This is a genomic window from Streptomyces sp. NPDC030820 (genome assembly GCF_055572075.1).
In genome coordinates, this window is sequence record NZ_JBVIEB010000021.1 from 94414 (window position 1) to 108538 (window position 14125).

Sequence of the window (14125 nt, forward strand, 5' to 3'; positions counted from 1 at the left end):
CCAGGAGCCGATCAAGGAGCCACGTCCGTGACGACCCTCGAGACCCGTCCCGCACCCTCCGCGACGTTCCGCCCCAAGGCCCTGGCCCGCACCAGCCTGTACACCCTGCTCGCCGCCAACGCGGGCGTCGTGGCCTGGTTCTTCGGCCAGGCCGGATTCGCCTCCAACCCCCTGATCGTGCTCGGCCGCCTCTGCGGTCTGTACGGCGCCCTCCTCATGGCCTTCCAACTGCTGCTGGTGGCCAGGCTGCCCTGGCTGGACCGCCGGATCGGCATGGACCGGCTGACCTCCTGGCACCGCCGCACCGGCTTCGGCATCCTGTGGACCCTGCTCACGCATGCCGTGTTCATCACCTTCGGCTATGCGCAGGCGTCCTCGATGGACCCGGTGAGCCAGATCGTGAACCTCGCCGAGACCGTCGAGGGCGTGCTGCGCGCGATCGTCGCGCTCGCGCTGATCGTCGTGGTCGGCGCCGTCTCGGGCCGCTGGGTGCGCCGCCGACTCGCCTACGAGACCTGGCACTTCATCCACCTGTACACCTACGCCGCCGTGGTTCTCGCCTTCACCCACCAGGTCGCGACCGGTACGACCTTCACCTCCTCGCCCGCCGCGAGGACGTACTGGTACACGCTGTGGGGCGGCGCCCTCGGCTCGCTGCTCGTGGGCCGGCTGATGCTGCCGCTGTGGCGGAACCTGCGGCACCGATTGCGGGTCTCGGCGGTCGTCCCGGAGTCCGACGACGTCGTCTCCGTCTACATCACCGGCCGCGACCTGGACCGGCTGCCCGCCCGGGCCGGCCAGTTCTTCCTCTGGCGGTTCCTCACCCGGGACCGCTGGTGGCAGGCCAACCCGTTCTCCCTGTCCGCCGCCCCCGACGGCCGCACCCTGCGCCTCACCGCCAAGGCGTCCGGCGACGGCAGCGCCGCACTGCGGCACCTCAGGCCCGGCACCCGCGTCTTCGCCGAGGGTCCCTACGGCGCCTTCACCGCGCTGCACCGCACCCGCCCGGAGTCCGTGCTGATCGCCGGCGGCGTCGGCGTCACGCCCATCCGGGCACTGCTGGAGGACCTGGACGGGCACGCCGTGGTCATCTACCGGGTGACCACCGACCGCGACGCCGTCCTCTACGACGAGCTGAGCAACCTCGCCCTCACCAAGGGCGCCGAGCTGCACCTGGTGACCGGACCGGTCCTCCCGGACCGGCTCGCCCCGCCCGAACTGACGCGGCTCGTACCCGACATCGGGCAACGGGACGTCTTCCTGTGCGGGCCGCCCGGCATGATGACCGCCGTGCTGCGCAGCCTGGCCGAGCTGGGCGTGCCCAAGCGGCAGATCCACTTCGAGCGCTTCAGCCTCGCGGGCTGAGAGAGGGCGTCCGACCGTGAAGCGAGCCATACCCGTCTTCGTCCTGACCGTCGCCGGCCTGGTACCGGTGTGGCGTTACCACCCGTCGACCGGAGCCGTCGACACCGCACAGCCCGCGGCGACGCCGAGTACCGTGCCGTCCACAGCCTCGTCCTCCTCGCCCTCGGCCTCGAAGGTCGTCCCGGGCACCGCGGTGAGCACCACGAAGGGCGTCTTCCAGGTGGAGGTGACCTTCCGGGGCGACCGGATCGCCTCCGTACGGATGCTCCAGGCGCCCCACCATCCGCAGACCAGATGGGCCGTACCGGAGCTGATCGCGGAGACGCTCAAGGCGCAGAGCGCGCACATCGACACGGTGTCCGGGGCCACGATCACGAGCCGGGGATACCGGGCGTCCCTCCAGGCGGCGCTCGACGCCAAAGGCTCCTGACGTGCGACGTGTCGAGCACGTCATGGGTCTCCCGGTCTCGCTGCGGATCGACGACGAGGGCGACTTCGGCGTGGCCGCGGACGAGGCCTTCGCCTGGCTGCGCCAGGTCGACGCCCGCTTCAGCCCGTTCAGGTCCGGGAGCGAGGTGTCCCGGTACGGGCGCGGCGAGTTGGCGGAGGGCGAGCTGAGCGCGGACCTGGTGGAGGTGCTCGGCCTGGGCGAACGGTACCGGGCCGCCACCGGCGGTGCCTTCGACGTGCGGCTGCCCGGCCGGGGGTTCGATCCCTGCGCGGTGGTCAAGGGCTGGTCGGTGCAGCGGGCGGCCGGGCTGCTGGCGACGGGCGGGGCGCGGCGGTTCTGCCTCAACGCCGGCGGTGACGTGGTGGTCTCCGGCGGGCCCTGGCGGGTCGGGATACGGCATCCGGAACAGGCCGACCGGGTCTGTGCCGTGCTGGCGGTCACCGACGCGGCCGTGGCCACCTCCGGGCGGTACGAGCGCGGTGACCACATCCTCGACGGCCGCACGGGACGCCCCGCGACGGGGCTGCTCAGCCTCACCGTGGTGGCCCCGACCCTGACCGAGGCGGACGCGACCGCCACGGCCGCCTTCGCACTGGGCGCCCACGGGCCGGCCTGGGCCGCCGCCCGCCCCGGCTGCGAGGTGTTCGCGGTCGACGCCGCACGCAGCGTGCTGCGCACACCGGGGCTGCCGGTGGCCTGAAGGGCCGCTCACCCGCCAAATCGCTGAAACACTCGCCGTCTAGACTCTCCCCGCAACGGCCTGCGCACCGACGACCGTGGCCGAAAGCGGGCGGAAATCCGCCAAACCCGAAGGGCATTCGGCGTTTTGATACGGATAGAGTCAGTCACGAAGCGGTATCCGGACGGCACGGTCGCGGTCGACCGGCTGTCGCTGGAGATACCCGACCGCGCGATCACCGTCCTCGTCGGACCCTCCGGCTGCGGCAAGACGACGACCCTGCGGATGATCAACCGGATGGTGGAGCCCACCGAGGGCAGCATCCTCCTCGACGGCACGGACATCCGGCAGCAGCCGGTCAACACCCTGCGCCGCTCGATGGGTTACGTCATCCAGAACGCCGGACTCTTCCAGCACCGCACCATCCTCGACAACATCGCCACCGTGCCCCGGCTGCTCGGCTGGAGCAAGCAGAAGGCCCGCGCAAGGGCGGCCGAGCTGATGGAGCGGGTCGGGCTCGACACCGCGCTCGCCAAGCGGTACCCCTACCAGCTCTCCGGCGGCCAGCAGCAGCGCGTCGGCGTGGCCCGGGCGCTCGCCGCCGACCCGCCGGTGCTGCTGATGGACGAGCCGTTCTCCGCCGTCGACCCCGTGGTGCGCAAGGGACTCCAGGACGAACTGCTGCGCATCCAGGACGAGCTGGGCAAGACCATCGTCTTCGTCACGCACGACATCGACGAGGCGATCAAGCTCGGCACGATGGTCGCCGTCCTGCGCACCGGCGGCCGGCTCGCCCAGTTCGCCCCGCCCGCCGAGCTGCTCAGCGCGCCCGCCGACGCCTTCGTGGAGGACTTCCTCGGCGCCGATCGCGGCATCCGCCGGCTGTCCTTCTTCCCGTCCGCCGGACTGGAGCTGCAGACCGGGCCGATCGTGGGCATCGACGCCGACGCCGACCGGCTCGCCTCCCACGCCGACGCCCCTTACCTCCTTGTCACCGACCCCGACGGCAGACCGCTCGGCTGGAGCGAGCCCGGCCGGCTCACCGCGGGGGCCGTCGACCGGGAGCAACTCCTCGACCACGGGCGGCCGTTCGTGCCCGGCAAGGACTCGCTGCGCACCGCGCTCGACGGGGCGGTGCTCTCGCCGACCGGCTGGGCCGTCGCGGTGGACGGCGAGGGACGCGCCGTCGGTGTCGTCTCCCAGCAGGTCATCGGCGAGGCCATCCGCGCCGCGCACAGCCGGGTCGCGGCCGGCGAAGCCGACCTCAAGGCCGCCCGATGAACGCTTTCTTCGACCTCCCGAGCGACCTCCAGCACAGCTACCTCGGGCTCGTCGGCCTGCATGTGCGCGAGGGTCTGCTGCCGGTGCTGGCCGCGCTGCTCGTCTCGCTGCCCGTGGCCCAGCTCTGCGTGCGCTTCCGCTGGGTGTACCCGCCCGTCCTCGGCATCACCACCGTGCTCTACTCCATCCCGTCGCTGGCCTTCTTCGTCGTCCTCATCGACTACTTCGGGCAGAGCGAGACCACGGTGATGATCCCGCTCGCGGTCTACAGCCTGGTGGTGCTGGTGCCGGGCATCGTGGACGGCGTCCGCTCGGTGCCGCAGGAGACCCTGGCCGCCGCGCAGGCCATGGGCTTCGGCCCCGTACGCCGGTATCTCCAGGTGCAGTTGCCCATAGCCGCCCCCGCGATCATCGCGGGCCTACGGGTGGCCGTGGTCTCCAGCCTCTCCCTGGTCAGCGTCGGCATGCTCATCGGCAACCAGGGTGCGCTCGGCAACATGCTCAACGACGCCACGACCTACCACCGGCCCGCCCTGGCCGTCAACTCCGTGCTGACGACCGCGCTGCTGGGCATCCTCGCCGACGCCCTGCTGGTCCTCGTCCGCCGCCTGCTCACCCCCTGGATGCCGAGGAAGGGTGCCACCCGGTGAACGTCCTGAACTTCGCACACGCCTTCTTCAGCGACAGCGCCCACTGGCACGGCTACGACGGCATCCCCACCCGGCTGGCCGAGCACGTCAGGTACTCCCTGGAAGCGCTGCTGTTCGCCGCCCTGATCGGGCTGCCCGTCGGCCTGGTCACCGGCCACTACGGCCGCGGCGGCAACGCCCTCGCGCTGATCGCCACCGCCGGCCGGGCCCTGCCGAGCTTCGGTCTCCTGGTCCTGATGTTCATCTGGATCGGCTTCGGTCTGCTGCCCGTGATGATTCCGCTGGTCGTGCTCGCCGTACCGCCGATCCTGGTCACCACCTACGAGGCGATCCGCTCCGTCGACCCCTCGCCCGTGGACGCGGCCCGGGGCATGGGCATGCCCGAGGCGCGGGTGCTGTTCCAGGTGGAGCTGCCGGTCGCGCTCCCCCTCATCCTGAGCGGCCTGCGCACGGCGGCCATCCAGATCGTCTCGACCGCCACCATCGCCGCCTACGTCAGCCTCGGCGGACTCGGCCGGTACATCATCGACGGGCTCTACCAGAAGAACTACGAGAAGGTGGTCGGCGGTGCCACCCTGGTCGCGGGACTCGCCCTGGCCACCCTCCTGGTCTTCTGGGCGGCCTCCCGGATCACGGTTTCGCCGGGGGTACGGCGGAGCGGCTGACGCCTGCCGGTGGGTGCGGGCCGGTGGGGCGCACCGGCGGGCTGTGCCCACAACCGACCGCAGATCGAGGCCATTCGGTGATCTGCGGCCCTTGACTGACCGAGAACCGGCTGGATTGGATCGGTGGGTGACTTCCACCAACCGCATCAGCAGGTCCATCCGGAGGAACCGAGGCGCGGCGGTGGTCGCCCTCGCGGCGGCGACGGCTCTGCTGGCGGGCTGTTCCTCCAACGACAAGTCCGGCGGCAACCCGCTGACGGACAGCAACGCGAGCGGCGACACCGTGGTCGTCGGATCCAACAACTTCCCCGAGAGCACCCTGCTCGCCGACATCTACGGCGAGGCCCTCAAGGCCAAGGGAATCAAGGTCAGTTACAAGCCGAACATCGGAAGCCGGGAGACCACCTACGGGCTGATCAAGAACGGTTCCATCAAGGTGCTGCCCGAGTACAACGGCGCGCTGCTGGCCTACCTCGACCCGAAGGCCAAGCCGACGACGGCCGAGGCCACCACGACGGCCATCGAGGCCAAGCTGGATGCCAAGCTGACCCTGCTCAAGCCGGCGGCGGCACAGTCCAAGGACTCGGTGACGCTCAACGCGGCCACCGCGAAGAAGTACCACCTCACCGAGAAGTCGACCATCGCCGATCTGAAGGACATCGCGAAGGACCTGGTCATCGGCGCCTCGCCGGAGTTCCAGACCCGGCAGCAGGGCCTGGTGGGCCTGAAGTCGGTCTACGGCCTTCAGTTCAAGTCGTTCAAGGCGCTCGACGCGGGCGGCCCGCTCACCCAGGCCGCGCTGCAGAAGAACGCCGTGCAGGCCGCGGACATCTTCACCACGGACTCGACCATCTCCAAGGAGAAGTTCGTCGTCCTGCAGGACCCGAAGAACCTCTTCGGCTTCGAGAACGTCCAGCCGCTCGTCCACAAGGGCGCCCTGTCCCAGAAGGGCGCCGACGCGCTCGACGCGGTCTCGGCCAAGCTCGACACCGCGACCCTGCTGAACCTGGACACCCAGGTTCAGGTCCAGGGCAAGGACCCGCTGGACGTGGCCAAGGCCTGGCTGCAGTCCGCCGGTCTCGCCTGACGCCCCTCGTCACGTACCGCGGACGAGCCGACGCGGGTGCCCCCGAAGACCGGGAGCACCCGCGTCGTGTCGGCGGGGCCGCCCAGGTGGGTGTGCAGCAGACAGTGCGCGGAGACGGCCGTGATGCCGCCGGTGCGCGGGACGTCGTGCATCAGGAGCGAGCCGGGGGAGGCGTCCTCGGCCGGGGCGTGGATCACCGCCGTGATCTCGGTGCCCCCCGAAGTCGACTTCACCCAGGAGGTGTCCGGCCGCCGCACCAGCGCCCGGCGATGTCCTGCGCCGAGCGTGCCGTCGCCGTCAGCCGGATGAGCCACTGGGCGCGGCCCGCCAGGTCCGGGTCGGTGAGGCCCGCCACGCGCAGCCCGGCCTCCGTATGCAGCCGGCGGTAGCGGCGGGCCACGGTCTGTGCCGAGACCCCGAGCACCTCGGCGATCCTGCCGAACGGCGCCCGGCCGTCCAGATGCAGGGCGTGGATGAGGGAACGGTCGAGACCGTCGAGCATGCCCCCGTCCTCGCGCCCTCCCGGTCGGCTCAGAGGTCGAACTCGTGCGGCGGCAGCTCCAGCGTGTAGCACGCCTCGCGCACCACGGCCTGCTCCGTCTTGTCGAAGTCGCCGTCCGCGCCGCCGATCACGATGCCGATCTGGATCACGGCGCGCGCCTCGGCCGGCTTCTTCTTCGCCTTGGCGACCTCCTGCAGCACGCTCACCTTGCCGAAGGCGAAGTCGGTCGTCAGCTTGTTCAGGTTCTCCTCGAAGCGGCGCCTGAGGTCGTCCGCCGGGAAGTTCTGCAACACCTCGTTCGTCGCGATGAGCTGGGCCACCCGCTGCCGCTCCGAGGGGTCCACGGTGCCGTCCGCCGCTGCCACGAGCGCGCACATCGCCATGCTCGCATCGCGGAACGCGCCGCTCTTCAGGTCGTTCTTCTTCGCCACCAACTGGGTCTGCATCTGAGACGCCGACTCCTTGACGCGGTCCCACAGGGCCATGCGCACTCCTCGTATCGCTCGTGATCCACGGCCGGGTGCTCCCTCGGCGCGCCGGGCCGCAACTTCTACGGCACCGTAGAAACTCCTGGGACCACCGGGAAGTTCCTGCCGACCTAGACTGAATCCCCGCATACAGACCGAACACAGCACGACGCAGAGGAAGAAGGGGCAGGCGACAGCGGTGACAGCGCCCGGCACCGGCCACCAGGACCCCTCCGCCGAGGTGCTCACCGAGGCGGCCGCCGCCTTCGGACTGCTCGCCTCGCCCGCCCGGCTGCACATCGTCTGGGCGCTGATCCAGGGGGAGAGCGACGTCACCGGGCTCGCCGAGCGGGTCGGCGGCGCGCTGCCCGCCGTCAGCCAGCACCTGACCAAGCTGAAGCTCGCCGGGCTCGTCCGCTCCCGTCGCGAGGGCCGCCGCCAGGTGTACTTCGTGGACGCCGCCGGACAGGCCGCCGTCGTCGACGTCGTACGCCTCCTGGTCGGCCGGCTCGCCGAACGGGCCGCGGACGTACCGGCCCCGGCCCGCCGCCTCCGTGGCCTCTGAGCCGCCGACGGGCCCGGCGGGCGTGGACCAGGGACCGATTCGTTGAGCGGACCCGGAAGCGGCCCGTCGAGCGGCACGTCGCTCCAGGTGCTGCGGCGTCTGGACACCGGCCCGCGCGGACTCACCGACGCCGAGGCGGCCGCCCGGCTCGCCACCCACGGCGAGAACGCGCCGCCCCGCCCGCCCACCCCCTCCGCGCTCCGGCGCTGTCTGCGGGGCCTGCGCGACCCGTTCACCACCGTCCTGCTCACCCTCGGCCTGGTCTCGGCGTTCGTCGCCTCCTGGGGCACCGCCACGGTGATCCTCGCCCTCGTCGCCGTCAGCTGTGCGCTGCGCGCGGCCGGCGAGCGCCGCGCCGACCGCTCCCTCGCCGCCCTGCGCGAACTCGTCGCCGGTACGGCCACCGTGCTGCGCCGCACCGACGACACCGCCGCCCCGCGCGCCCACGAGGTACCGGTGGCCGACCTGGTCCCCGGTGACGTCGTACGGCTCGGACCGGGCGACCTCGTGCCCGCCGACGTACGACTGCTGCGCGCCCACGGACTGACGGTGTCCGAGGCCGCGCTCACCGGCGAGTCCGCGCCCGTGGCCAAGGCCGCCGCCGATCTGCCGGAGCCGCTCGCCGAGTCCCATCTGTGCTTCCAGGGCAGCGCGGTCGTGGCGGGCGGCGGCACCGCGGTCGTCCTGGCGACCGGGCCAGGCACCCGGTTCGCCGCCGCACAGCGGGCGCCGGAGCCGCGCGAGCCCAGCGCCTTCGACCGGTCCGTGCACGGCATCGCCTGGGTGCTGGTCCGGTTCATGCTGCTCACCCCGCCGCTGGTGCTGATGGCCGGCGCGGCGCTGCGCGGCCGGGGGCTGCAGACGCTGCCGTTCGCCGTGTCGGTGGCCGTCGGGCTCACCCCCGAGATGCTCCCGGTGATCGTCACCACCTGCCTCGCCCGCAGTGCCGCGCTGCTGGCCCGCACCCGCCGGGTCGTCGTACGGCGGCTGCCCGCCCTGCACGACCTCGGCGCGATCGACGTGCTGTGCGTGGACAAGACCGGAACCATCACCCAGGACCGGCCGGTCGCCGCCCGCTCCCTCGGGCCCGACGGCCGGGACGATCCGCAGGTGCTGCGCTGGGCGGCCGTAGCCGCCTGGTGGACCCTGCAACTCGCCGAACTGCCCGTCCCCGACGCCCTCGACGAGGCGCTGCTCGACGTCGCGGGAGCCCTGGGGGAGGAGTACGACGGGCTCGCCGCACTGCCCGTCGCGCCCGGCCGGCGCCTTGCGACCGCCGTCGTCACCGGCCGGCTCGGCCGGCACCTGCTGATCACCAAGGGAGCTGCCGAGGACGTACTGGAGCGCTGTGACCTGCCGGACGGCGAGCGGCAGCGGCTGCTGGCGCTCGCCGCGCGGGAGGCGGAGACCGGGCAGCGGGTGCTGGCCGTCGCCACCGCAGAACGGCCCGCCCGCACCCGGCCGTACACCCCCGCCGACGAACGCGGCCTCACCTTCCGCGGTCTGGTCACCTTCCACGACGAACTCACCCCCGGCGCCGCCGAGTCCCTGCGCACCCTCGCCGCCCTCGGCATCCAGGTCCACATCCTCACCGGCGACCACCCGGCGACCGCGGCCCGCGTCTGCCGCGAACTGGGGCTGGAACCCGCGGAGGTGCGGATCGCCGGGGGCGGCGAGGGCGGTGGTGCGGGCGGGGTCGACGGGGCCACCGCGGTCGTCGCCCGCTGCACCCCCGAGGACAAGACACGTGTCGTCGCTGGGCTGCGGGCCGCCGGGCACACCGTCGGTTTCCTCGGGGACGGCGTCAACGACGTGGCCGCGTTGCTCGCCGCCGACGTCGGGATCGCGCCGCGCGGGGCCGTGGCGGTGGCGCGGGAGAGCGCGGATGTCGTGCTGGCCGAGAAGGACCTCACCGCCATCGGACACGCCGTGACCGCCGGCCGGAGCAGCAGCGCCAACATCGCCGCCTATCTGCGTGTGACCCTCTCCTCCAACCTCGGCAACGTCCTCGCCATGCTCGCGGCCGGACTGCTGCTGCCGTTCCTGCCGATGCTCCCCGTGCAGGTGCTCGCGCAGAACCTGTGCTTCGACGCCGCCCAGCTCGCCTTCGCCCACGACCGCCCGGCCCCGAGCGAGCTGCGCCGGCCGAACGTGCTGCGGCCGCCCGCCTTTCTGCGGTTCATCACCGGCTTCGGCGTGCTCAACGCCTTCGCCGACCTGGCCACCTTCGAGGTCCTCGCGCTCGCCCTGAACGGCCCCGACGCCCTGGACGACGAGGCCGTGTTCCACTCCGCCTGGTTCACCGAGAACCTGCTCACCCAGGCGCTGGTCATGGTGCTCCTGCGCGGCGGCCGGCGCCTCCTGCGCGGCGGCCGGCCCGGACCGGTCGGCTGGGCCGCCGCCGTCCTCGCCGCCGTCGGACTCGCCGTACCGCCCAGCCCGCTGGGCGCCGCGCTCGGTATGAGCGCGCTGCCCGCCCCGTACCACCTGCTGCTCGCCGCGGTCCTCGGGCTGTACGCCCTGGCCCTCAGCGTGGCCACGACCCGTCACGGGCGGCGTCGGCCGTAGTCAGCACGATGAAGACGACGGCGACGATCAACAGGTGCCAGGGCTCGAGTCCGTTGCGGAGCTCGACCGCCCCCTTCTCGGGACCGTCGCAGGTCATGCCCGCGAGCGAGGTTCACACACCGGCGGCCGAGCGTACGGCCACGGAGGCGGGGCGGCTGGGTCGCGTGTCGTCCGCTCGTCAGGCGGCCACGCCCTCCGCCCCCTCGGCCGGCGCATGCGCCGCCGCCTTCGCCTGCTTCCGGCGCCGACGGCGGCTGACGCGCGGTTCCTGGTCGGGGAGCCAGCCGAAGGCGAGGCAGCTGCCGGTCACGCCCAGCAGGAGGCCGATGAAGAAGCCGCCCAGGTTGGACGTGACCCAGCTGCCCAGGGAGAGCAGGACCCCGGTGATGGAGTAGAAGAGCCGCTGCGTCGGGTTGAAGAGGATCAGCAGGCCCAGCAGCGCCATCAGCGTCGGCAGCAGATAGCCGGCCACCCCCTGCATGCCGATGTGCATCACGACCTTCAGCGAGGCCCTCTCGGTGAGCAGGATCTCGCCGCCGGCCAGCGCGAGCAGCAGCCCGCCCCAGAACGGCCGGCGGGCCCGCCAGCCGCGGAAGGCGGCCCGCGCTCCCCGGCGTGGACGGTCGGCCACCGCGATCAGCAACCCGAGTCGCTGAAGCGGAGCTTGAGACCGGGAAGCTTGAACACACCGGCCGTCGTCGCGTAGTTGGTCTGCCGCAGGTTGGCGATGTGCACGGTGTCGGCCTGCTGGCTGAACACACCGATCGGGCCCTTCACGCCCGCCTTGGTCAGCGTGCTGGCGTCGTTGCCGATCTCGATGTTGTTGAACGCCGCGTTGCCGGACAGCTCCGTGGAGTCCGTGGTCAGGTCGCTCGCCTGCACCTTGTCCGCGCCGGCGCCCGCCGTGATCAGCAGGTTGGTGCCGCCGAGGTCGACGCTCTGGCACAGGTGGTCGAGCGTGGCGTTCTTGATGGCGGAGGTCACCACCAGCTCCTGGCCGCCGGTGTCGCCGGCGTTCGGGCTGCCGTCGGCCATGCTGTCGAGGCCGCCGAACTGCTCGAAACCGGTTCCGTTCAGTTCGGTCGCGGTGACCGTGAACGGCATGCCGGAGATCGCGAACTGCACGCCCAGCGCCCCCTGGGCGGTGAGCACGGCGAGACCGGCGGCGAGGAGGGTGGCGGGCACCGCCATCACCGCGGCCCGGCGGGCCCGGACCCGGCCCCGTCTCTCGCCGGCGGCGGTCCCGGCCGCGTGCGGTGCTTCAAAGGCTCCGGAGGTTTCGGAGGCTTCGGCGGGTGAACCGTTTCCCGGGTTCTCGGGGGTGTTGCCGACGGACGGGACGTCCGGGGACGAGGCCATGTCTGCTCCCATGGGCATGGATCAATGCGGGTTGGGCTTCAGCGGCGCGGTGTCCTGGCGCGGACAGAGACTGTCGCGTACACCTCCTCGCACCCCGGCGGAGCAAGGGCTTTCTCGTTACGCGGCAGTAGCCTTCGAGGAAGTTACCGCCGGTTACTTCAGAGGGTCAAGGCGGATGTGAAAAAAGGGTGTCGGATGCGCCCGAGCTGCGATCATGCCCTACAACTGCCTTTGCGGAGCTTGACGTTGACGGTTGATCAGGTCTACAACTTCCCCTGTTTTCACGGATCCGTGGCGCCGGATCCGCCGAGCGGCACCGGATGCGTTGCCCGGCCTCTCACGCCGACCGCTCATCACGGCCGACAGAAACCGTTCACCCCGGTGCGGCACCGCACGGCCCCGTCCCCCGGCCGTGCCGGCCGCCCCCTGCCGGCCCGGCCGAAGGCCTTCCCCCGGGCCTTCGGCCGGTGCCCGGACCGCCGCCGTCGCCGGACCGTCGCGTACGGAGAAGGCGCACGGCCCGGCGCCGGCGGCACCGCCACCCCCCATCCCCACCTCATCCGGACCCCACCCAGGAAAGAGGCACCCGCATGCGTACCCGATCCCTGCTCGCCCTCGCCGGCACCTCCACGGCACTCGCCCTCGCGGTCGCCGCCCCCGCCTCCGCCGACGGCAGTGCCGTCCTCACCACCGGCAGCGCGGGCGGCACCGCCGTCGCGACCGGCGACACCCTCACCGCGCCGCTGGCCTCCGGCACCTCCGCCACGCTCTACTCCAGCGCGACCGGCACCAGCGGAGTCACCTGCAAGTCCTCCCAGTTCACCGCCACGGTCACGGGCAACCCGACCGCCCCCGGCACGGCCACCGAGTCCGTCACCGGGCACACCTTCGACAGCAGCTCCTGCACCAGCAACGTCACCGGCGTCCTCGGCGTCACCAGCATCACCGTCGACAACCTGCCCTACTCGGCCACGGTCGCCTCCGACGGCACCCTCACCGTCTCTCCCGCGAGCGGCTCCACCATCCAGACCACGGTCAAGCTGCGCACCCTGCTGGGCTCCATCACCTGCGTCTACCAGGCGGCCTCGCTGACCGGGAAGGCCGACAACGCCGACAACAGCATCGGCTTCACCAACCAGCAGTTCACCAAGACCTCCGGTTCGTCGCTGTGCTTCTCCAGCGGCTACTTCACCGCCAAGTACGCACCCGTGACGGACGGCGGAACCCCGGTCTACGTCAACTGAGCCGCCAACTCGACCCAGGCGGTGCCGGGTTCAGCGGCGCCGTAGCCGAACGGCGAGCGCGGCGCCCCCGGTGAGCACCAGCACCGCGGCGGCGCCGCCCGCCAGCGCGGGCGCCGAGGGGCCCATGTCCCCGGTGGCCTGCCCGTCCCCAGCGGAAGCCGGACCTGCCGACACGGCGGGTCCGGTTTTCGTCGCCCCCGCCCCCTCCTCCGGAAAGACCACGTCGGCACACGAGTAGTAGGTGTCCGGCGTGCTGCTGTTCTGCCATATGGTGTAAAGAACCTGACGCCCCGTCCGGTCCTTCGGCAGTGTCGCGGCGATGTGGTATGCCCCGTCGCGCAGCGGTGGATCGGTGACCTGTGCGAAGGGCCGCTCCGGCAGCTCGGACCACGTCAGCGGTTTCGCCGGGTCGTATCCGGGCTCGGTCAGATACAGCCGGAACGTGCCCGTGTGCGCGATCGTCGAGGCGTACGTCATCGTCAGCCTGCCGCCGGGCGTCAGCCGGGTCGCCGGCCAGTCCCGCCGCGCCAGATCCAGGCCCCGGTACGCCGGAAGGTTGCCGCTGCACAGTCTGCCGTCCGGAATCACCTGCCGGTCACGGCCGTTCACCCCGGCCACGCGCAGGTTGTCCCACGCGGTGAAGGGAGCGCCGTTCGCCGCGACCGCCGCCCGGCAGGCCGCCGAGCGGCCCGCGTCGCCGCCCTCGGGGGAGCAGGCGTAGACCCGGCTGACCGGATCCGTCGGGGCCCCGTGCGCCTGGGCGGACCCCGTCGCCCACGACAGGAGCAGCAGTGGGGCCGCGGCGGCGGCCGCCATGACGCTCGGGCGGGCGGTCATCCGGGTCATCCGGGATGTCTCCTCGGCGGGCGCGGGAACGGGGTCTGCGCGGTCCAGTACGGCGGAGGCGTTCCCGGTGTTCAGCCGGACCGGCGCACAGATGGTCCGGGGGCGCGAAAGCACCGACCGGTACGGACGTTTCGCGCCTGATCCGAGACCCCGTTGAGGAGCCGGCGGTCGTCCTCGTATCGTGGCGATCATGGCTCCGGCACCGTCGCCCCGCGGCTGCCGAGGACAGCCGCGCAAGGAAGGGGGGAACTTTCTGGTCTCGTCGTTCACGGACCGCCGAGGGCCCGTCCGATGCCGGATCCGCCGGTGACACGTGTCCTGGCGCCGTCCCGCACCCGGACTGCCGCTGCCAGTCGGTGAGTTATCGTGTGCAAGGGGTAAAAAACAAACCGCACG

Annotated in this window: 16 protein-coding genes; 10 read left to right on the forward strand and 6 right to left on the reverse strand. The window is 72.2% G+C overall.

What is annotated here, in order from left to right:
• The first annotated feature begins 27 nt into the window (after window positions 1-27).
• The 7 genes from ACZ418_RS38760 (at window position 28) to ACZ418_RS38790 (ending at window position 6178) form a co-directional block, all read left to right on the forward strand.
• Window positions 28-1365: a ferredoxin reductase family protein gene (locus tag ACZ418_RS38760; RefSeq protein WP_468372458.1), complete on the forward strand. Its 1338-nt coding sequence runs from the start codon at window positions 28-30 to the stop codon at window positions 1363-1365.
• Between the two features lie 16 nt (window positions 1366-1381).
• On the forward strand, window positions 1382-1795 hold the full coding sequence (locus ACZ418_RS38765) for an FMN-binding protein (protein WP_468372460.1): 414 nt from the start codon (window positions 1382-1384) through the stop codon (window positions 1793-1795).
• 1 nt (window position 1796) lies between these two features.
• Window positions 1797-2516 (forward strand): FAD:protein FMN transferase, encoded by a 720-nt coding sequence (locus ACZ418_RS38770; protein ID WP_468372463.1) that lies wholly within the window; start codon window positions 1797-1799, stop codon window positions 2514-2516.
• 126 nt (window positions 2517-2642) lie between these two features.
• Window positions 2643-3776: an ABC transporter ATP-binding protein gene (locus ACZ418_RS38775; protein ID WP_468372466.1), complete on the forward strand. Its 1134-nt coding sequence runs from the start codon at window positions 2643-2645 to the stop codon at window positions 3774-3776.
• The gene (locus ACZ418_RS38780) at window positions 3773-4426 is read left to right on the forward strand and encodes an ABC transporter permease (protein WP_468372469.1); all 654 of its coding nucleotides are present in this window, start codon (window positions 3773-3775) and stop codon (window positions 4424-4426) included. The genes ACZ418_RS38775 and ACZ418_RS38780 overlap by 4 nt, the downstream gene beginning before the upstream one ends.
• Window positions 4423-5091 carry an ABC transporter permease gene (locus tag ACZ418_RS38785; protein WP_468372472.1) on the forward strand — a complete coding sequence of 223 codons (669 nt, stop codon included), beginning with the start codon at window positions 4423-4425 and terminating at the stop codon, window positions 5089-5091. The genes ACZ418_RS38780 and ACZ418_RS38785 overlap by 4 nt, the downstream gene beginning before the upstream one ends.
• Window positions 5092-5218: 127 nt before the next feature.
• Window positions 5219-6178, forward strand: a complete 960-nt coding sequence (locus ACZ418_RS38790) for an ABC transporter substrate-binding protein (RefSeq protein WP_468372474.1) — start codon at window positions 5219-5221, stop codon at window positions 6176-6178.
• On the opposite strand, the gene ACZ418_RS38795 is transcribed toward ACZ418_RS38790, so the two are convergent.
• Genes ACZ418_RS38795 through ACZ418_RS38805 form a run of 3 tightly spaced genes read right to left on the reverse strand, consistent with a single transcriptional unit; the run spans window position 6112 to window position 7165 of the window.
• Window positions 6112-6411, reverse strand: coding sequence for a hypothetical protein (locus ACZ418_RS38795; RefSeq protein WP_468372477.1), 300 nt, complete (start codon window positions 6409-6411; stop codon window positions 6112-6114). The genes ACZ418_RS38790 and ACZ418_RS38795 overlap by 67 nt on opposite strands.
• Complete coding sequence (locus ACZ418_RS38800; protein ID WP_468372480.1) at window positions 6408-6680, reverse strand: Lrp/AsnC family transcriptional regulator; 273 nt, start codon at window positions 6678-6680, stop codon at window positions 6408-6410. The genes ACZ418_RS38795 and ACZ418_RS38800 overlap by 4 nt, the downstream gene beginning before the upstream one ends.
• A gap of 29 nt (window positions 6681-6709) precedes the next feature.
• Entirely contained in the window at window positions 6710-7165 is a 456-nt protein-coding gene (locus ACZ418_RS38805) for a tellurite resistance TerB family protein (protein ID WP_468372481.1), read from the reverse strand.
• A 181-nt stretch (window positions 7166-7346) separates the two neighbouring features.
• Between ACZ418_RS38805 and ACZ418_RS38810 the strand changes: the two genes are divergently transcribed.
• The gene (locus ACZ418_RS38810; RefSeq protein ID WP_468372484.1) at window positions 7347-7712 is read left to right on the forward strand and encodes an ArsR/SmtB family transcription factor; all 366 of its coding nucleotides are present in this window, start codon (window positions 7347-7349) and stop codon (window positions 7710-7712) included.
• 42 nt (window positions 7713-7754) lie between these two features.
• Window positions 7755-10280, forward strand: a complete 2526-nt coding sequence (locus tag ACZ418_RS38815) for an HAD-IC family P-type ATPase (RefSeq protein WP_468372486.1) — start codon at window positions 7755-7757, stop codon at window positions 10278-10280.
• 178 nt (window positions 10281-10458) lie between these two features.
• Here the strand turns inward: ACZ418_RS38815 and ACZ418_RS38820 are convergent, their stop codons facing one another.
• Window positions 10459-10911, reverse strand: coding sequence for a DUF6114 domain-containing protein (locus tag ACZ418_RS38820; RefSeq protein ID WP_468372488.1), 453 nt, complete (start codon window positions 10909-10911; stop codon window positions 10459-10461).
• A 5-nt stretch (window positions 10912-10916) separates the two neighbouring features.
• Entirely contained in the window at window positions 10917-11639 is a 723-nt protein-coding gene (locus tag ACZ418_RS38825) for a DUF6230 family protein (protein ID WP_468372490.1), read from the reverse strand.
• A gap of 590 nt (window positions 11640-12229) precedes the next feature.
• On the opposite strand from ACZ418_RS38825, the gene ACZ418_RS38830 reads away from it, so the two are divergent.
• Window positions 12230-12883 (forward strand): Tat pathway signal sequence domain protein, encoded by a 654-nt coding sequence (locus ACZ418_RS38830; protein WP_468372492.1) that lies wholly within the window; start codon window positions 12230-12232, stop codon window positions 12881-12883.
• 30 nt (window positions 12884-12913) lie between these two features.
• On the opposite strand, the gene ACZ418_RS38835 is transcribed toward ACZ418_RS38830, so the two are convergent.
• Window positions 12914-13729: a lytic polysaccharide monooxygenase gene (locus tag ACZ418_RS38835; RefSeq protein WP_468372495.1), complete on the reverse strand. Its 816-nt coding sequence runs from the start codon at window positions 13727-13729 to the stop codon at window positions 12914-12916.
• Between the last annotated feature and the right edge of the window lie 396 nt (window positions 13730-14125).